Source organism: Paenibacillus sp. DCT19 (assembly GCF_003268635.1).
Taxonomy (GTDB): Bacteria; Bacillota; Bacilli; order Paenibacillales; family Paenibacillaceae; genus Paenibacillus.
The window spans coordinates 6,379,509-6,398,809 of record NZ_CP029639.1 but is presented as its reverse complement, the minus strand read 5'-3'; the positions used below and the strand labels follow the sequence as shown (position 1 = coordinate 6,398,809).

Annotated in this window: 17 protein-coding genes and 2 pseudogenes; 8 read left to right on the top strand and 11 right to left on the bottom strand. The window is 46.2% G+C overall.

Annotated elements, in window-relative coordinates:
- Both DMB88_RS28945 and DMB88_RS28940 read right to left on the bottom strand, forming a co-directional pair.
- Positions 1–681, bottom strand: coding sequence for a DUF4956 domain-containing protein (locus DMB88_RS28945; RefSeq protein WP_128104059.1), 681 nt, complete (start codon positions 679–681; stop codon positions 1–3).
- Positions 674–1,492, bottom strand: a complete 819-nt coding sequence (locus DMB88_RS28940) for a polyphosphate polymerase domain-containing protein (RefSeq protein ID WP_128104058.1) — start codon at positions 1,490–1,492, stop codon at positions 674–676. The genes DMB88_RS28945 and DMB88_RS28940 overlap by 8 nt, the downstream gene beginning before the upstream one ends.
- A 251-nt stretch (positions 1,493–1,743) precedes the next feature.
- On the opposite strand from DMB88_RS28940, the gene DMB88_RS28935 reads away from it, so the two are divergent.
- The 3 genes from DMB88_RS28935 to DMB88_RS28925 all read left to right on the top strand — a co-directional run bounded on the left by DMB88_RS28935 (position 1,744) and on the right by DMB88_RS28925 (position 4,205).
- Positions 1,744–2,421 carry a response regulator transcription factor gene (locus tag DMB88_RS28935; RefSeq protein ID WP_128104057.1) on the top strand — a complete coding sequence of 226 codons (678 nt, stop codon included), beginning with the start codon at positions 1,744–1,746 and terminating at the stop codon, positions 2,419–2,421.
- Positions 2,421–3,785, top strand: a complete 1,365-nt coding sequence (locus DMB88_RS28930) for a sensor histidine kinase (RefSeq protein WP_128104056.1) — start codon at positions 2,421–2,423, stop codon at positions 3,783–3,785. Before DMB88_RS28935 ends, DMB88_RS28930 begins: the two co-directional genes overlap by 1 nt.
- Before the next feature lie 168 nt (positions 3,786–3,953).
- Entirely contained in the window at positions 3,954–4,205 is a 252-nt protein-coding gene (locus DMB88_RS28925; protein ID WP_128104660.1) for a hypothetical protein, read from the top strand.
- 124 nt (positions 4,206–4,329) lie between these two features.
- Here DMB88_RS28925 and DMB88_RS28920 read toward each other — a convergent pair whose 3' ends face one another.
- Entirely contained in the window at positions 4,330–5,097 is a 768-nt protein-coding gene (locus DMB88_RS28920) for an SDR family NAD(P)-dependent oxidoreductase (RefSeq protein WP_128104055.1), read from the bottom strand.
- A 203-nt stretch (positions 5,098–5,300) separates the two neighbouring features.
- Between DMB88_RS28920 and DMB88_RS28915 the strand changes: the two genes are divergently transcribed.
- Positions 5,301–5,939, top strand: coding sequence for a TetR/AcrR family transcriptional regulator (locus tag DMB88_RS28915; RefSeq protein WP_128104054.1), 639 nt, complete (start codon positions 5,301–5,303; stop codon positions 5,937–5,939).
- Between the two features lie 19 nt (positions 5,940–5,958).
- Here the strand turns inward: DMB88_RS28915 and cobA are convergent, their stop codons facing one another.
- The 4 genes and pseudogenes from cobA to nirB form a co-directional block, all read right to left on the bottom strand.
- Positions 5,959–6,729: a uroporphyrinogen-III C-methyltransferase gene (gene cobA / locus DMB88_RS28910; protein WP_128104053.1), complete on the bottom strand. Its 771-nt coding sequence runs from the start codon at positions 6,727–6,729 to the stop codon at positions 5,959–5,961.
- Positions 6,726–7,607, bottom strand: coding sequence for a formate/nitrite transporter family protein (locus DMB88_RS28905; protein ID WP_128104052.1), 882 nt, complete (start codon positions 7,605–7,607; stop codon positions 6,726–6,728). The genes cobA and DMB88_RS28905 overlap by 4 nt, the downstream gene beginning before the upstream one ends.
- A gap of 44 nt (positions 7,608–7,651) precedes the next feature.
- Positions 7,652–7,969, bottom strand: coding sequence for a nitrite reductase small subunit NirD (gene nirD, locus DMB88_RS28900; RefSeq protein WP_128104051.1), 318 nt, complete (start codon positions 7,967–7,969; stop codon positions 7,652–7,654).
- A 16-nt stretch (positions 7,970–7,985) separates the two neighbouring features.
- Positions 7,986–10,387 (bottom strand): annotated as a pseudogene (nirB, locus tag DMB88_RS28895) (nitrite reductase large subunit NirB).
- A gap of 500 nt (positions 10,388–10,887) precedes the next feature.
- Here nirB and DMB88_RS28890 point away from each other — a divergent pair.
- Together DMB88_RS28890 and DMB88_RS28885 are read left to right on the top strand one after the other, a co-directional pair.
- Positions 10,888–11,484, top strand: a complete 597-nt coding sequence (locus DMB88_RS28890) for an ANTAR domain-containing response regulator (RefSeq protein ID WP_128104050.1) — start codon at positions 10,888–10,890, stop codon at positions 11,482–11,484.
- 18 nt (positions 11,485–11,502) lie between these two features.
- Positions 11,503–12,579: an anthranilate phosphoribosyltransferase gene (locus DMB88_RS28885; protein WP_254438388.1), complete on the top strand. Its 1,077-nt coding sequence runs from the start codon at positions 11,503–11,505 to the stop codon at positions 12,577–12,579.
- A gap of 13 nt (positions 12,580–12,592) precedes the next feature.
- Here DMB88_RS28885 and DMB88_RS28880 read toward each other — a convergent pair whose 3' ends face one another.
- Together DMB88_RS28880 and DMB88_RS28875 are read right to left on the bottom strand one after the other, a co-directional pair.
- Positions 12,593–13,105, bottom strand: coding sequence for an acyl-CoA thioesterase (locus tag DMB88_RS28880; RefSeq protein WP_128104658.1), 513 nt, complete (start codon positions 13,103–13,105; stop codon positions 12,593–12,595).
- A gap of 523 nt (positions 13,106–13,628) precedes the next feature.
- Positions 13,629–14,252: an acetate uptake transporter gene (locus DMB88_RS28875; RefSeq protein WP_128104049.1), complete on the bottom strand. Its 624-nt coding sequence runs from the start codon at positions 14,250–14,252 to the stop codon at positions 13,629–13,631.
- Positions 14,253–14,678: 426 nt separating this feature from the next.
- Between DMB88_RS28875 and DMB88_RS28870 the strand changes: the two genes are divergently transcribed.
- Entirely contained in the window at positions 14,679–14,864 is a 186-nt protein-coding gene (locus DMB88_RS28870; protein WP_128104048.1) for an aspartyl-phosphate phosphatase Spo0E family protein, read from the top strand.
- A gap of 271 nt (positions 14,865–15,135) precedes the next feature.
- Here DMB88_RS28870 and DMB88_RS28865 read toward each other — a convergent pair.
- A pseudogene (locus DMB88_RS28865) lies at positions 15,136–16,064 on the bottom strand (response regulator).
- Positions 16,065–16,667: 603 nt separating this feature from the next.
- Here DMB88_RS28865 and DMB88_RS28860 point away from each other — a divergent pair.
- Entirely contained in the window at positions 16,668–18,095 is a 1,428-nt protein-coding gene (locus DMB88_RS28860; RefSeq protein WP_128104047.1) for an alanine/glycine:cation symporter family protein, read from the top strand.
- A gap of 168 nt (positions 18,096–18,263) precedes the next feature.
- Here DMB88_RS28860 and DMB88_RS28855 read toward each other — a convergent pair whose 3' ends face one another.
- Positions 18,264–19,106, bottom strand: coding sequence for a methyl-accepting chemotaxis protein (locus DMB88_RS28855; RefSeq protein ID WP_128104046.1), 843 nt, complete (start codon positions 19,104–19,106; stop codon positions 18,264–18,266).
- Between the last annotated feature and the right edge of the window lie 195 nt (positions 19,107–19,301).

The window sequence follows — 19,301 nt, the reverse complement described above, 5'->3', positions numbered from 1 at the left end:
TTAATAGTCGGTGGTTGGGCTCATCGTTAAGGAGATATCCAGGTTGCCGTTCCGTGTACGGATCGCGTCGAGGAATTCCTTCTGGCTAACACTTTCGTGAATGGTTACGCTGTATACCAACTCATACAGACTACCAAGTTCGGTCGTTCTGATTTTTTTCAGATCAAATGGTACGTTGAATGTATGGAACACTTCGTTCAGTGCTTCTTCATAGCTTAGGTTCTCGGGAATAGTTACTTTCAGTGTTTTCTGTTGGCTCTTCTTGCCACCGAAGTTGAAGCGACTCAGGACAAACATCAGTACACACAGGACTACCGTGAACAGAACCGCGTATCCAAAAGCACCAACACCGCACGCTAGACCAGATGCCATCGTGAACAATACGTATGCGATATCTTTTGGGTCACCAGGTGCGCTCCGGAAACGGATAATAGAGAAGGCACCCGCCAAGCTGAACGCTCGGGCAATGTTGCTGCCGATGAGTAGGATGATAATGGCGACAATGACTGGTAGAACAACCATGGTCAAGGTGAAGCTCTGTGAGTATGTGCTCTGATTGGTCTTCATGTAGGTGAGACTAATGATGAGTCCCAGAATAATGGCAAGTCCAATGGTGATAACGGAACTGCTAAAGGTTAGTGTTGTATCGTCTAATGCGGAGCTGAATAATGAATCAAGCATATAGGACACGCTCTCTTTCTCTAATTGATTGTTCTTGTTCCATTGCAGGTTCGAAGTCTGTACCTGGTACGAGTACACGCTCTGTCTGGTAGTTCAGGTTCGTTGTTCTCACCAGATGTCTGTATTCGTTACCGTATTTGGAGAATCCAGTACGGTAGAGTCCGTGTTCGCATAACAGTTGAGACAGCCAGATCGGAACGGTTTTCTCTGCCTTCACTTCCATGAGCCATCGACCGTCCTTCACAAGCGGCTCGCCGTAATCTCCCTGTTCCAGCTTCAGATCGTATCTGCGGCTACGAATGTTGGTATCAAAGGTAATCCGCAGATCGCGGCTGTTTTTGTCAAACAACGCTTTGCGTTCATACGCTAGATACACTTTCGGTTCAAGATCATACAGCCGTAGGAAGTATTTGATCTCTTCAACGACCTGCTTGTTCATGTAATCGGCGAGTTCCGGCGCCTGTCCAGTGCGGACGAACTCGTATGCTTCATCCAGCTTCAGGGCTGTTCTGCGCTTGTTGACCAGGCCGAAAACTTTCTTTTTGATCTCTAAGTACACTTTGGCATTCTCCTCAGGTACACCGTATGCTCTCAGCCGCAGCTTCTCCTTGTATTTCGGTTTGGAGAGACTTGCACGAATCAGTGAATCTTGCGGTGTATCGAAGTAAAGGTTACTGATGGAGTAGAATTCATGTTTTTTGTTGTAGGCGTCCAGTTCCATGTATTTCAGCAGATCGCTGTAAAAATGTTCGTATTGTTCGTCCGTCAGTAGATACTTGCTCTCATATCGGTTGAATACTTCAATTGCCATGTGGGTTCAATCCTTTCGTTCGTGAGTTTGTATGTTTTATTTCGTTGCGTATTTGCTTCATGTCTGTATCTTAGAGGGCTAACCTTGAATGAATCTTAAATGATTTTACATTGCGTTAACATTTTTTTACCTTCCTATAATAGTGCTGAGCCAAAACATAAATTAAGATTGATTCAAGGTTCCACAGATATAATCATTGGTATAATAGATGAACATGTTCACAACCAATCCATATAGAGGGATGAATACAGATGAGAATACTAATTGCGGAAGATGAGATTCATTTGGCAGAAGCAGTGTCACAGATATTGAAGAAAAATAATTACTCCGTAGATATGGTGCATGACGGAAGATCGGGACTTGATTATGCACTCAGTGGCATTTACGATTTACTGCTGCTCGACATTATGATGCCAGAAATGGATGGAATCACGGTACTTAAGACATTGCGCAGCGAAGGTAACCATACACCGGTGATTTTGCTGACTGCTAAGGGAGAGATTGACGATAAAGTCACCGGGCTCGACTATGGAGCCGACGATTATATCGCGAAGCCATTCGCTACAGAAGAGCTTCTAGCTCGGATTCGGGCAGCACTGCGACGCAAAGGTGAGGTTGTTCCTGAGGATGCTCTCAAATTCGGAGATATTGAGCTAAACACCGTGCAACTGAAGCTTTCGGTGCAAGGCAAAGAAATGAAGCTTAATCTCAAGGAAAATGAACTGCTGGAGCTACTGATCACACGTAAATCGGCGATCACCTCCAAGGAGCAGATCATTGAGAAGCTGTGGGGATTCGATTCGGAAGTGGAGTATAACAATGTGGAAGTGTACATCTCGTTTTTGCGCAAAAAATTAACCTTCCTGAATTCCGCTGTCCGCATTAATACTATTCGGGGTGTGGGTTATGTACTTGAGGTGACAGCCTGATGTTCAAGAAACTCAGAAATCGGTTTCTCATCGTAAACCTGGTGTCCATCTCGATTATGATGCTGGTCGCCTTCGCAACGATCTATACGATTACCTATCAGAATGTTCAGCGAGAGACCAACATGGAGCTGTATAAGGTCTCTGATTTCTATCACGGTCCTTATAATTCTTCCAAAATGCCGCGTAATGAAGATGGGTTCTCCGGTGTATCAGGGTCAGGTACGTCGGGTGTATCGGGTACATCCGGTGCGTCAGGGATAGGGTCACCGCCAGCGGATGGGCTTGGAGAGAATGGAGGGGCGATGGGAGAAGATCCTAACTCTCCGCCTGCACGTTCCGTATCGTTTATGATCCAGACAGATCGTGATTGGAAGATTACCAACACACATTCTCGCTTCGACATGGATGCTACCTTTTATGAAGAGGCCCTGGGAAAGGTCGATCAGGATAAGCTGAGCGGGGGTAATCGTCAGACCGGACAATTTGCACTGGATAGCACCGAGTGGGCCTATGTAGTTGATTCGAGCAGTAATGGATATATGATCGTGTTCATAGATGTAACGGCACAACAGGGCATTCTTACGAACCTGATCTATACGTTTGCTGTTGTAGGGCTAGCCATGCTGATCGTTATTTATTTCCTAAGCCGCTACTTCGCGAATCGTTCCATTAAGCCTGTTCGTGAAGCATTCGAGAAGCAGAAGCAATTCATTGCCGATGCATCACACGAGCTGAAAACACCGCTTGCTATCATTAATACCAATGCCGATGTGTTGCTTGCCAATAGCGAGGATACCATTGAACATCAGTCCAAATGGCTACATTACATTAAGTCGGAGACAGAGCGGATGTCCAAACTGACGAGTAGTCTGCTGTATCTGACCGAGATTGATGATTCCAGATCTACGATGATTCATGCCAAATTCAATATGAGCGATGCGGTTGAGACGATTATTTTGACGATGGAAGCAATGATATTTGAGAAAAATATCTCACTCGACTACAGCATAGAGCCTGAGCTTATGGTTCATGGCAACAATGAACAGATCAAGCAGGTCATTCTGATCCTACTGGACAACGCCGTTAAATACGCTAAATCCAAGGGTGCAGTGAATGTCACGTTGAAGAAGCAGAATAACGAAGTGGTGCTTGCGGTATCTAATACAGGCGAGGGTATTGCCCCTGAACATCTGGATCGAATCTTCGATCGTTTCTATCGAACGGATGCCTCCCGTGCTCGACAACATGGTGGACATGGTCTGGGACTTGCCATTGCCCGTTCTATTGTGGATCAGCATAAGGGTGAGATCTATGCCCGAAGCGTGGTTGGAGAAGGAGCGACGTTCTACGTACGTTTAACGTAAATGGAGCGTGCGTTGTATACATTGGCGCCATGGATGATCTTGAAAAAGAGATTCGCCCTAGCATAAGATGTGCCAGTAACGGGTTAACCTATGCTACAATAACAACAGCATGTATGAATCAAGGAGCTGACTGAATTGACCGAGACGAATCCAATTAACGAACAAGAAATGATGCAATATATTGCAGATAAAACAAAAGCGAGTCAAGCGAACATTGCGCTTGTTCTGAAGCATGAGCAAGCTTACATCAACAAGGCACATGAGAATGCCAAAGGTGATGTAGATATCGACGGCGACGATCTGGCCGATTATATCGTGAGTCGCAAAGACGTGAAGCTGGATGAACTAACAGTAGAGAACATCCTCGATGCTGAAATGGATTACCTGATGGACAAGGGCCACGCAGGGTACATTGATTAAGAGTAGCGTATATTAACACTTGAAAGACCTGCTTCGAGGTATGCTTTACCGCATTCTCGTTGCAGGTCTTTCAACGTATTGATCTATTTTATTGATAATGTTAATGCTACATGTGCCTTATGGTTTATTGACCAACCATTCCGCCGTCCACAGTGTAGAGAGAACCTGTTACATAAGAAGCTTCTTCGGACAAAAGGAAGTTCATTACGGCAGCAACTTCTGCGGCTTCGCCATAGCGACCCATTGGAATCGTAGAAACTGTTGCAGATTGATAATCATCCACATTACCAGAGTTAGCTTCAATCTGACGCATCATGCGAGTATTGATTGTTCCTGGCAATACTGCATTAACTCGGATATTAGAAGAAGCCAGTTCATTAGCAGCTGTACGGGTAAGACCTACTACCGCATGTTTGGACATAATATATGGAGACATCCCAGGAGCTCCCATTAAGCCAGCAAGGGAGGATGTGTTCAGAATCGCTCCGGATTTTTGTTTTTTCATAACAGGAATGACATTTTGCAACCCTAGGAATACACCACGCACGTTGACATTGTATACGAGGTCGAGTGCTTCAACGCTCAGTTCATCAATGGAGCCAGTTGGTCCTTCAATACCCGCATTATTGGCGAAGTAATCGATTCTTCCAAAGGCATCAAGCGCTTTTTGCACATAGTTTTTAACGTCTTCTTCCTGAGATACGTTGGCTTTCACCGCGATGACATGCTCTTGATCTAGATTAAGATCTGTAATTGTCTGCTCGATTGCTTCTTGATTCAGATCGACCAGCACCAGGTTGATTTTGCGTTCAGCAAAGCGGCGTGCTAATTCTTTACCAATTCCTCCGGCTGCACCTGTAATTACGGCTGTATGTGTGTAGGATGTACTCATGATCTAATCCTCTCCTTTGGTGTGATGTTGTTCAGGCGACCATTTCTTAAAAAATGATTCAACCTGTCGTCTATACTTCCTGTCTTAATGTTAAGATATACATAAGAATGTGACAATCGTCATTGACAACGCAAATGTCAGCTATCGAACACAGATGTAAGCGGTGTTCATTTAGGTTACAATAATGGACAAAGGAGGCGGGAATGTTGATTATTGAACATCCTCAGGATCGCAGAGCACGAAGAACGCAGGATGCTATCATCGCTGCGGCGGTTTCTTTAATATTGGAAAAGGGAGCGGAAGCTGTAACGATTCGGGACATTACGGAGCGAGCGGATTACAATCGAGGTACGTTCTATTTGCATTTTCCGGGCAAGCCGGAGCTACTGCAATTCATTTTGGAAGATTTCATGCAGGGTGTGGGACAAGCGTACGCAGAACCGTATACACATTTAAAAGAAGTGGATATGACCGCATTGCTGCCATCTACGATGCCGGTTTTTAATTATATAGAAGCACACCAGGACATCTTCCGTGCCTTAATTACGATGCACAGTGACATGAGCTCCAGGTTATGTAATATGTTTCGTACCTATTTAACAGAGGATTTTGTTCTTGTCACCGAGGATAGCGAGCACGTCATTAATTACGACATTATGCTTAGTTACCTCGTATCGGCAACGGTTGGTGTCATTATGCACTGGGCGGAGATTGGATTTAAATATTCTGCGCATTATATGGGTGAGCAGTTAACGGCGCTAATCAACATCAAACCGACCCGTCTGCTGATTGAACCAGGGCAGAAGGGTCGGACGATTCACGAGCGTATGCTGTTAGATTAAGAAAAGAAAGAGAGGATGGCTATCCAGTCATAGAAGCGTCAGCGGCGCGTTGCAGTTGCAGCAATTGTTCGCGCACACGTACGACCTCTCCAATAATAATTAAAGCTGGATTACTCACATCTTCCGAGACTGCGAGTGATTGCAGTTCGGCGAGTGTGCCCGTAATGATTCGCTCCTGCGAAGTCGTGCCTCGTTCTACAAGGGCGGCTGGTGTGGAGCTGTGTTTGCCATGATGCAATAGTTCCCGTTGAATATCAGCTAGTTGACTGATTCCCATGTAAATGACCAGGGTATCCACGCTGTGAGCTAACAGATCCCAGCGCACTGAGGATACGTTACCATCACTGCCGGTTCCAGTTACACAGGCGAAGGAAGAAGCCAGTCCGCGGTGAGTTAGTGGAATCATGGTGGATGCGGATGTGCCGACAGCAGAGGTAATGCCCGGAATGATTTCAAAGGCAATGCCAGCCTGTGCCAGCGCAAGTGCCTCTTCACCGCCGCGTCCGAAGATGAACGGATCACCGCCTTTGAGGCGAACAACCCGTTTCCCTTCCGCTGCATGGCTGATAAGCATATGTCCAATCATCTCTTGGCTCATCGAATGCAGCCCAGGAGCCTTGCCACAATAGATGCGCAGTGCATCTTCGCGAGCCTCAGCAAGCAGTTGGTCATTCACAAGACGATCATATAGAATGACATCCGCCGTTTGGATTCGTTTCAAGGCTTTTACCGTAATTAGTTCAGGATCACCAGGGCCGGCGCCAATAATACTAACAAATGATGTACTCATGATCGTGTCCCCACCTTCGGTGCTGAATCTGTGCTTGTTAAGCCTGAACGTCTGCCCTGAATCGTTGCCAGTTTGGAAGGAGAGTGGGAGGAAGTTCCCCACGTATGGGCTGCGTACAAACCTAAGCCTGTGAAAATGGCTCCGCCAATGAGGTTTCCGATTAACACGGGAATCTGATTCCATAACCACCAATCTGCGATGCTTACATTAGCACCGAGCATCATACCTGCAGGAATGACGAACATATTCACCACGGCATGCTCGAATCCTTGCGCGAAAAATATCGTGATAGGCAGCCACATCGCAACAATTTTGCCTATGGTGGACATAGAGGTCATAGCCATCACTGCGCCGAGGGTTACCATCCAGTTACATAATATCGCTTTGATTACAACGAGACCGATACCTGCTGCGCCTAAATGTTGATACCCTAATGTTTTAGCCTCACTTGTCTGAATCAACGTTTGAATGAGTGGACTGCTCAGATCTGTGCCCATTTTAGTAAGAGTCAGCCCGTATAGAGCAGCGTAGAATAAACATCCTAAGAGATGACCGACAATAACCCAGCAATAATTGCGCATCATGCTCATCCATGTGACTCGTCGTTTCAGCAGCGCCAGTGGAATCATGGCGAAATTGCCTGTCACAAGTTCCAGTCCCAGAAGAATGATAATGACGAATCCCGCTGGGAAAATCAGTGCACCTGCCAAACCAACGGAAGTTTGAGATACAGCGGTATAAGCAAGTGTTGTTGCAAAGGCGAGGATAGCTCCAGCCAAGAAACCACGAATCAGCATTTGAATCCGATTCATCCTGGCTTTATTCTCACCTGCTTCCACCATTGATTGCAGTACTTCTGCGGGTTTAACAAAATCCATAGTGCACTCCTCCTTGCTGTCAGGCCACCGCAAATCGTGACGATCTAACCTGCGATAGTTATATAAATTTCACCACTAGCTCCGTCAATCTCCGTTTTATACTTATTGAGACAACCGTCATCCGGTTCATGTACTTTGCCGTTACGAAGATCAATCTTCCAGTCATGGAGCGGACAATGAACAGACGTCCCACATACCATACCTTCGGACAACTTGCCGCCCTTATGAGGGCAGCGATTTTCTACCGCATGCAGGCTACCGTCGCTGAGCTTGAAGACCGCGATCTCCGTATCCTCTACCATAAACGTACGTGCACCCTTTTCTTCAATATCTGCCAGGTGTCCAATGTGCAATCGATTCATCGCTGTTCCTCCTATTCTAGTGGGCTGCATTTTGAGCGCTAGCCAGGGGTGTGAAGTTTTTGCGTAAGTTCTCATCTTCAATGATTTCTTTCCAAGGATCAACGGTGCGACCAAGTGTTGCTTCAAGTCGCTCAACCAGTGCCAGACGGACTTCACGATCTTCCAGTGCTGTCTTCACATGATCCAGTCCTACGCGTTCAATCCAAGCCGCTGTTCTCTCGTTCCAACGTGCATTCTCTCTATAATATTGCAGGTAAGCGTATGTCCATTCTTCGACTTCAGCATCGGTTTTCACTGTGCAGAGAAGCTCGGCAGCGCGGACTTTGACGCCTCCATTACCGCCAACATGCAGTTCCCATGCACCATCGATAGCAACAACACCGAGATCCTTAATGGTTGCTTCAGCACAGTTCCGTGGGCATCCCGATACAGCAAGTTTTACTTTGGCTGGAGCCACCATCTTGTCGAGTTTTTTCTCGAGTCGAATTCCCATTTCAATGGAGTCTTGGGTGCCGAAGCGGCAGAAGGTATTACCTACGCAAGTTTTGACCGTACGGAGTGCCTTGCCATAACCGAATCCGGACGGCATATCAAGCTCTTCCCAGATCTTCGGCAGATTTTCCTTCTGTACACCAAGTAGATCCAGTCGTTGTCCACCTGTGAATTTCACCATCGGTACATCATATTTCTCCGCAATGGTAGCAATTTTGATCAGCTCTGCCGGAGAAGTGACTCCGCCGTAGATCCGTGGGATAACGGAATACGTACCATCCTTCTGAATATTGGCGTGATAACGCTCGTTGGTGAATTTGGATACGCGCTCGTCTTCATACTCTGTATGCCAGATCATACCGAGATAATAGTTCAGGGAAGGACGACATTTGGAGCAGCCTTCAGGTTCGTTCCAACCGAGGACGTTCATGACTTCTTTAACACTTTTCAATCCCATTTCCTTGATCTGTGCAACCAGTTCATCTCGATCATAGGACGTACAGCCACAGATGCCTTCTTTGACCTGTTCGCCTACATTATCACCTGCATAATGTGTGAGCAGAGATTCAATGATTGGTTTACATCCACCGCAAGAGGCGGAAGCTTTTGTACATGATTTAATTGCGCCAAGGGTATTGCAGCCTTTGTTCAAAACAGCATCTCCGATGGTAGCCTTGGTAACACCATTACAGCCACAGACAATTTCATCATCAGGCATGCTTGCCATGCGTTCAGCTACAGATGGGCCAGCGCCTGAACCGCCAGAGGGTACGCCGAGCAAAATTTCTTTTTCACGGCCGCTAATGTCCTCGCCGCTTTTAATGAGGGAGAAGAGTGAGGCTCCATCGGAGGTATCCCCGAACAGCACCGCACCAATGAGTTTCCCGTCGCGGATGACCATCTTTTTGTAGACACCATCCACGTCATCTTGAATGCGAATGCTGCGCGTATCAGGGGAGTCCTTGAATTGTCCTGCGGAGAACACATCCACGCCTGACACCTTCAGCTTAGTTGAAGTAACGGAGCCCTCATAGCCCTCGGTTGCCGCACCTGCCAGACGTTTAGCCAGCACCATACCTTGTTCATATAATGGAGCTACCAAGCCGTAAGCGATCCCGCGGTGCTCTGCACATTCACCTACAGCAGAGATTCCTGGAATGTTGGTATTCATATAGTCGTCTACGATTACGCCGCGATTAACATCCAACCCAGCTTGACGAGCTAATTCGATCTGAGGACGAATGCCCACAGCCATAACAACCAGATCAGTCTCTAGTACCGTTTGATCCGTGAACCGAAGGGACTTCACCCGGTTCTTGCCTGTGATTTCCTCGGTGTGTTTGTTCAAAAGGAACTTCATACCCTGTTCTTCCAACTCCCGTTGAAGCATCAAGCCTGCAGGTAGATCCAGGTTACGATCCATCAAGTGACCATTGATGTGAATAACAGTGACATCCATACCAAGGTTAAGTAGACCGCGAGCTGCTTCCAAGCCGAGCAATCCGCCTCCGATGACAGCCGCTTTGCGGTATTTATGCGATGCAGCCATCATGGTTTCGCAATCCTTAATATCACGGAAGCCAATGACGCCTTCTTTATTAGCCCCTGGGAGGGGAGGATGAAGGCCGAAGAGCCAGTTGCCATAATAAGCTCATCATACGAGGCGCGAACACCGGACTCCGATACGACCTCTTTGCGTTCAGCATCAATCTGAACGACCGGATCACCAGGGTATACACGAATGTTGTTCTCCTCGTACCAGTTCCAGTCATTAATAACGATATCTTCGATGCTCGTTCCGCCAGCCAGCACAGAGGATAGCATGATCCGATTGTAGTTCGGGTGCGGCTCTGCGCCAAAGATCGTAATTTCATATGCGTGCGGAGCAAGCTTAAGAATATGTTCAATTGTGCGTAAACCTGCCATACCATTTCCGACCAACACCAGTTTTTTGTTGAACTCATTATGATTAGCCCCCTTAGATCCATTCTGCAAAATACCTACAAACAATCGTGTCCAGTAATCATGTCCAGAAAAATATAAAAAGCCTGTCATGCCTCGGTGGATTGCGTAAGTACACACGCATCCCTTGCTCCGAGATTGCAAAACAGGCTTCATTGCCGTTTCAACCAGCTACGCCGTTGTAACTGTGATCGATTCAAATATAGAGTTGTTATGGCATAACTATAAAAGATCCTTCTTCTCGTGTCAATATAGTTAACATAAAAAAGTGTTTGAAATTTAAAGTTAATTATGTTTACATGTGTGTAATGGAAGTGGAAATGAACGAACAGAAGTATCGTCTAATTAGGATCGGTAATATGACCGAATTGTGAGGTAATGTAACACGAATCCGAAGAAGCAATCATTCAGGCATTGATTCTAATGGATTTGTTATAGATGTAATAGGGAGGGATTGATCCATCATGCGATCTTTACTGGTCATCCGTGTACAACCAACGATAGCTGCCTCGTCCGATGCAACAATCCCTCTTACACCGGAGCAGTTACTTACAGCGAACGGATATCATGTGCAGGTGACAGACAGTGAGACCGAGGCGCTGAAGTTGATCAGCAAGGCTGAGGCCTCCATTCTTCATCTATCTCTGGCCGATGTAGAGCACTGGGTTCACTGCCTGGAAAAGGGAAGGTCAGATGCGCCATTGCTCTGGTGGTGTGCACCAGATACGGCGGCATCTTCGGTAGAATCATGCGAGGTAGAAACTTCTTTTGACGGAATACTTACTCCATCTATGGCTGGGTCGGAGATTCATTGGACGCTGCATTTTGCAGCCAGGCGATATATGGAACGGAAACAATGGGAGCAGGAACGCAAACAGCTACAATCCAGGTTAGAGGATCGGAAGTGGATCGATATGGCTAAGGCTATCCTCTGTGATTTGAAGCAGATCTCTGAATCGGAAGCGTATGATCTGTTACGGAAGAAGGCTATGGATGAACGCAAACGGATGGTTGATGTCGCTACAGCGATTGTGAAGGCGCATCAGTTACTCCAGTCTTAATTGGAAGGAGGGATCATCATGGATATGTCTGAAATTCTCAGGGAAGTCGGACGGGGAAAACGGGGTTCACGTGATTTAAACTATGCCGAGGCGTTGGCTGTTGCGGAGAAGATTCTGAAGCAGGAGGTATCACCAGCCCAGGCGGGAGCCTTTCTGATGGCTGAACGAATGAAGATGGAGAATGTCGAGGAACTCGAAGCTTTCATTCATGCATGCCGCAACAGTGCGGACAGAATGTCTCTTTTCGATAATGGACTCGATTGTGCAGGACCTTATGATGGACGAACGAAGTCGTTTATAGCGACGTTTCCGGTTGCTTTTGTATTAGCTGCTGCGGGTGTCCCTGTAACATTGCATGGGAGCGAGCCCTTGCCTCCTAAGTGGGGAGTAACACTGCCAGTGCTGCTGAGAGAGGCGGGGATTCATACGTCTACCATGGATCGGGAAGATGCCAAGCGTGCAGCCTCTCGTACCAATGTGATGTTTGTATCCTCTGAAGACTGGTGTATTCCATTGAAACAGCTTCGGCCGCTTCGGGAGGAGCTTGGCTTCCGCACGGTGTTCAATACAGCGGAGAAGTTAATTGACTTTAATCAGTCGCCCTATCTTATCTTTGGTGTGTTCCATAACACATTTCTAGATCGAATCGCGAAGCTGCTTACCAAATACAATTATCGCCGAGCTTATGTTGTGCAGGGCATGGAAGGCTCTGAGGATCTGTACATTGATCGACCTACGCGGGTATATGCGGTGGAAGCTGGGGAAATGAAGCTTGAACTGATCGACCCTGCCGCCTATGAGCTGGATATTCCTGTGCCTGATTTGGTATGGACGGCTGCGAAGCAGTTGGAAGTGGCGGAAGAAGTATTAAGTGGTTCAGGGCATACAGCCTTTGTGAACCAGGTTCTGTTAAATGCAGGATTCCGTCTATATGCTGCTGAGCGAGTTGGCTCCGTCGAAGAAGGCATCTACACATGCCAGAGTGTGCTGGAAAGTGGAGCGGCATATCGTCTATATCAAGAATGGTGCGTCTCAATGGGTGGGGAACTGCCGGATAGCAGAGCCGTGTCTGCTTACCCGGCATCGTCTGGATAATCTCTAATTTATATTAATCCCAAGGATAACTAACGGTCAGGAAGTCAGCGAATTTCTTGCTCTCTTCCCGCCGCTGCTTCCGCATGGCCGCCCGCGCCGGAGCGGTCTCATACAGTTTCAGCTCTTCTTCCGTCTCAGGAATAAGGCGTGGAACAATGAGTTTGCGGTTATTTTCGTCCAAGGCAACAAAGGTTAAGAAAGCAGTTGCCGCGATTTTTTTCTCACCCGTCTTCAGATCCTCACGAATTACCTTCACAAAAATCTCCATGGAACTGCGTCCTGTCCAAGAAGCGAATGACTCCAGTGTCACGGAATCCGTTGGGTTGATGGGATACAAGAAGTCGACAGAGTCGGTTGAAGCGGTCACGGTGTTGACCCGGCACAGCTTGGAGGCTGCGATGGATGCAATATCATCAATGTAGGACATCAGCTTGCCACCAAATAACGTATTATGATTGTTAACGTCGGTCGGAAATACCCTTGCTGTCTTGTAACAGCGAGTCTCGCGCACGTATTTTCTCTCCACTTGATCTAGCTCTGTAGGTTTAGGGATCTCTCTCATGTCATTTCCTCCTGACAGTATGGGCGGTGCTTGTCTGTAAGCTTGCCTGGTACATCCTCCACTTATCTCTATTTGTCCTTCTCTTGAAGAGGGCGGACTTTTGTAGTGGTCGCACTTCTAGGAGTGTCTGAAAACTCCGAAGGACGCAGATTTTACCGAATTTTCGTTCCAAGCTAGGAAGTTTTCCGCAGGCGTGCCGGGGCACGTCAAGGGAAAGTGACGCAGCAGGGGGCGAAAAGGGGGTGAAAGATGCACTTCAGCGAGTTTTCAGACACGACTTAGTATAGGTTTCGGTTATTTTGATATACAAATGTAGAGTTTGGGTCAAAAAAAAACCGCCAGGCGCGGACCGGCGCGCGGGCGGTTAGTGTATCTATTGTGCACCACTACGAACCTGATATGCTCAAGTCAGAGGCCTTCAAGCACATTGCTTGAAGGTTTCTTCTTCGTGGACACGGATAGTTTGCACGTATGGCTTGCTTGTATGTTAAGCCTTAGGTTTGAAAATGCCCGATGGGCCTCCGACTGGCAAGAACTCCCGTCCGAAGTGAGCGTTCAGTACAGAAGCACCTGTTCCATACAATGACACGATTCCAATTGCAAGTTCTGCATAAGCTGCGATCGTGTGGAAGATGTGAGGAGCTACGCCGAAAGCATCAAAGGTCAGACCAAGGAATAAGAAGTCAATCAGGATAAAGATAATAAGCAGTACTTTATTGGCTTCTACGGCACCCAGGGTCATGAACAGGGTGAACACGAGATATCCGGCAAAGGCAAATCCGAGCTGTTTACCGTCTGTCTGTTCCGCCAGCGTTGAGCCGAATACGCCCATTTTGATCATCCAGTTTGCTCCCATAGCAAACCAGAAGAAGGCATATGCGCCAAAAGCAGTGGTACCAAAAGTATTGTTGCGTTTGGAGTCTTGAATGCAGGCGAACAACTGGGCGAATGCACCAAGGAAGATCGCCCAAGGAATAGCGTAGCTAAGTCCTTCGGTGATGCCGAGCTTCTGGGAAGAAGCGACAAGTGTAACGATAGCCAACCCAAATAACCCCATTGCGCTGGGATCGGCGTTGATGATTTTAACTTGTGTCCGTGAATCAGTTTGCATGGTGTTGATAAGCCTCCAATAATATCATATCAGGATCATGGGCTTGTATAAGCCATCCTCTAAACTATATCGTTCGTATCCGCCGGGTCCGGACACACACATCGCCCTATTGTACCCGAATGAATCGGTTATGGAAAGGGATTTTATTACCTTATGAGGGCGGTTGTAGACGGGTAAGGTGTTTTTCTTCAAGGGATACACAATAATGACACATTTGTTAGTGAAAGATGAATGGGTAAAAAATGTAAAATGAATAAAGGCGTTACATTAAGGGTTTGGCGTGAATATTGACCTAACGATAATCCCGACTATCAAAAATTGGAGTAAGATACAAAACATCCATGGCTCTTATGCCATATGTTAAACCAACTATAGATTGACAGAAAAATCTAGAATATAACACAGAAATAAGGAGGTCTTAGGTAGATGGTTATGAGTTTGGATTTAATCAATCGGATCGAGAAAGCCAGACGCAGCCTTCACATGTTGGTTGAACATCATGGGGGCGGGTTGGGGCATCCCGATGTTATTCGGCAGTCCATGGCTTTGGATGAATTAATCAATGAATATAATCGATTAAATCGGAGTCAGACGAGAGCAAGAATAATATAATTCCAAGCGAAATGAATAAGTGTATTTAAACCTTTTTACATATAGATCAGAACAACATTGTTTCATCCACTTCGTTCGGCTGCATCCCATATTCCAATGCTGAGATGCTGGCAGGCACCCTTCGTAATCCAAAGCGGACTTTTTGAATAACCTCTATAAATCGATTATCCCTATGCGGGCATGAAAATAACTGGAACATACAGCGTAAGAACAAGGGGCTGTATCATTCCAGTTCGGTCATGTCCGTATTTTATGGAGCACGGGGTTCTCCCTAATGCAGTAAGCGCTTGGCTTCCAGGTAGAGAACTTGGACAAATTTCTTCGTGTTAATGCGCGTTTGGGACAAGGACGGTTCCACATTGTTTTGTAGCTCCAGCATTTTTTTGCGGATCTCCGTGAAATCGAAAAATTTGGATGCGTAATTCTCAAACTTAGGATGAGTGTAATCCGTCAGTCCTAATGAAACGACATGGCTTAACGTTTGGAAGATCGCTCGACGAACGCGTTGCTCCGACGCTTTTACTTCCTTGGTTATCTCCACGGCTGAAGCATCAGCCCCTAGCTTACGGATGGCCACATTCTGAAAAATATCTTTGAGCGACGGCAGCGTATACGTAGATAATTTCTGGTCTTCAGCCTCAAGCTCTTCCAGATATTCAAGCATATCTAGAAGGTCTCTGCTGCCTGCCTCACCAATCATCCCCATCTCGGATAGAAGGAAATGTCCTGCCGTTGTGATGGTTTTATCAGGGCGGGTGCTGCTGTGCGTTCTGATGATTGTAGTCGGGACAAGCCTTGAAGTGTGCGCTGAATATCCTGAATGGATTGTTGCATGCGCAGACGCTCCTCGACTAAACGCAGAACGGACATAATCTCCAATCGGTTAATCGGCTTCGTAACATAGTATTCTACCCCAAGAGAATAGGCTTCCCCAATCATATTTTTGGACTCAATCTGTGAGATCATGACGACCTTGCCATCGAATCGTCCTTCCAGTGCACGCACAGTCTGTATTCCGTCTCGTTGCGGCATGAGTAGATCAATGAGCAGGACATCCACCTTATGCATCTCTAACAGATCCGCATGAATATGAATCCCGTCCTCGGCTTCTCCCGCAATTTCCCCAAGCCCCTCATCTTCAATAATATCAATCAGCATAGAGCGAACTCCTGCATCGTCATCAACAATAAAATAACGCATTCTCAGTCTCCTCCCCTCTTCTAGAGGTTGTTCAAAAAGTCCGCTTTTGATTACGAAGGATGCCTGAAGGCATCTCAGCATCGAATATGGGATTCAGCCGAAAAGTCCGTTGGTTGAACATCATCATTCTTATCATACTTCGTTCTCTATCCCCATGTGAAGACCATGGAATCCCATCACATCAAGTTAGGACATGTCTGGAAACTCGCTAAGGTGCATCTTTCACTGTCTTTTCGCCCTTATCTAACCTTATAGAAGACGGCTTAGTGTTTCAGCTGAGATACATTTTTTGAGTGCTGATGTTAGGTAACGTAACAGCGGTTGAACCGAAATTCGATTTTTTATAAAAAAATTAAATGATTCGATGTAGGTATTTGTCGATTTCCGTAGTTGAGATTGTAGTATAGGTAACATCTAAAAGAGTACAACCCTGCTTATGTGTAATGGTACAAATCATATGCACTTAACGACAAGTGTATCCAGATTCAAGCAGCCCATTCCGGGCGAGTCATATTGTGCATGAATCTAGGATTGGAACAACATTTCAGTCGTGCAGTTAGAAGGGCTATATAACGAGACAAACATGTAAAAGGGGCGTTGCCGATGGAGCAAACAATACAAGATATCGTTGTCAATTTCAACGATTTTCTATGGTCTAAGTTATTAATACTATTGTTGGTCGTATGTGGGGTGTATTTCACAACCAAAACCAAGTTCATGCAGTTCCGTATGATCGGTGATATGGTGAAGGTGCTCGCTGAGCCTCGAAGCAAAGAACCGGGTAAAATCTCGCCGTTTCAGGCTTTTTGTATTAGTATGGCCGCACGTGTAGGTACAGGAAACATCACGGGTATAGCCATAGCAATCGCGCTGGGTGGTCCTGGAGCGGTATTCTGGATGTGGATCATCGCTATTATTGGTTCCGCTTCTAGCTTTGTGGAAAGTACGCTTGCTCAGATCTATAAAATCAAAGACAATGGTGGATTTCGCGGAGGTCCCGCCTATTATATGGAGCGCGGGCTCGGTAAGCGCTGGATGGGTGTTCTTTTTGCAATTCTCATTACGTTATCCTTCGGGCTTGTCTTTAACGCTGTGCAGTCGAACACGATTACAGTAGCATTCCAAAATTCATTTGGCATGGATCGGTTGACCGTTGGGATCATTATGGCCGTGGTATTTGCAGCCATCATCATGGGTGGTGTGAAGCGGATCGCGAAGGCATCGGAGTACATCGTTGTTGTGCTGGCTGTCCTGTATATTGGCGTGGCGGCATTTGTTGTGCTGTCGAACATCACCCAGCTTCCAGCCATGATTTTTCTCATTGTCAAAAATGCCTTCGGCATTGAACAGGTAGCTGGCGGTACGCTAGGAGCGGCACTGATGAACGGGGTTAAACGTGGTTTGTTCTCCAATGAGGCAGGTATGGGTAGTGCACCAAATGCTGCAGCCACTGCAGACACGTCACATCCCGTGAAGCAAGGGCTTATTCAAGCCTTTGGTGTGCTGACAGACACATTGATTATCTGTACAAGTACTGCGATGATTATTTTATTATCAGGCGTGTATCAAGGCTCAGACTTAGGTGGTATTGAATTGACCCAGGCTGCACTGAGCGTGCATATCGGATCATGGGCTTCTGGTTTTCTCGCTATTATGATATTCCTATTTGCCTTCAGTACCCTTATCGGAAACTATTATTATGGGGAAACGAACATTGAATTTATCAAATCCAATAAAGGGTGGCTATGGCTATATCGTGTAAGCGTTATTGCTATGGTTATATTCGGAGCAGTAGCTAAAGTACAGCTGGTTTGGGATCTGGCAGACTTGTTCATGGGACTTATGGTTGTCGTGAACCTGATTGCAATTCTAATGTTGTCCAAAGTAACGTTTGCCGCTCTGAAGGATTATAAGAAACAAAAAGCTGAGGGGCATAATCCAGTCTTTACGCGTGATCGAATTGAGATCCCGGGCGAAGTAGAGTGCTGGGAATCAGAGGCGGAAGCAGTGACTAACCAGATTAAAGCGTAAAATGTAGCTTTAAATTGATTGATGTGGGCATTAGACCATGCAACACCATTCATAGTATTTAAAATAAAAACAGGGCTTCTGCCATCCCGTAAAGGGATGAAGAAGCCCTGTTTGTCACATTCCCTATTACGGGGTGGAGATGATTCCACCCCAGGAGTGCATTTTCGTTTATTTGGAGATCGAGTAGCTGATCAGTTGCTCCGACAAAGTTTTCATCTGTTCGCCGGTCTGGTTCAGCTTCTCAATAACATCGGTGAAGGATTGAACCAGTGTAGCTTGTTCTTGGGAAGAAGCCGCAATCTGGGAAACCTCAACCTCCATCTGTTTAATGACCTGCTGTACATCTTTCAGGCTGGCATCAATATCTGTCGTTGCTTGTTTGGCATCCACAGACAGCTTGCGCACTTCAGAAGCAACAACGCCGAACCCTGCGCCTGCTTCACCCACGCGTGCTGCTTCAATTGCAGCATTGAGTCCGAGTAGATTCGTTTGTTCGGAAATCTCACGAATGAATCCAGCGACTTTGTTAATCTGGGAGGAATTCTGCACGGCAAGGCGTGCATTCTCAAGGATTTGTTCACTGGTTGCTTGCAATTCCTCGGCATGAGCCGCGACATGCTGAACCATATCCACCAGGTTTGTATTGATATTTTGATTTTCCTGTATAATATCCTCAAGCTGATTCTGATTCGTCTGATCATAGGACACGCAGAAAACCGCCACAACATTGTTGTGATCATCAAAGATTGGGATATTAAGTACATCCAGTTCGCGACCGAAAATTTCTACGGGCAGGTTAGAGATGGTAGCTTCACGCCCATTTTTCAGTACGGCAAAGTTTCTGTAATCATCTAAGAGATCCATGCCTTTGCGGAAACCAAGGTCAACAAAGTTTTCTGTCGTAAAGACCTCTACGACTTTTTCATGATCGTAGAGAGTCAGGCTAGCAGGTTCTCTAAGAATCAGACTGATATAAGGCATAGCTTTCGTAAGAGCATCGATCACATTCATGGGTTAAAGCCACCCTTTCCATATTTATAATTTAATTTGGTATCATCGGACGCACGTAACACTTTATCTTTCATCGGACGTATGGGCGTAATCCTGAACGCTTTTTTTGATAAAATAATGACAGTTTTCAGTCTTATTTTTAAATTGTCTTCCATTAAAACTGATTTACTGGATATAAGTGCTAGTTGTAACTGT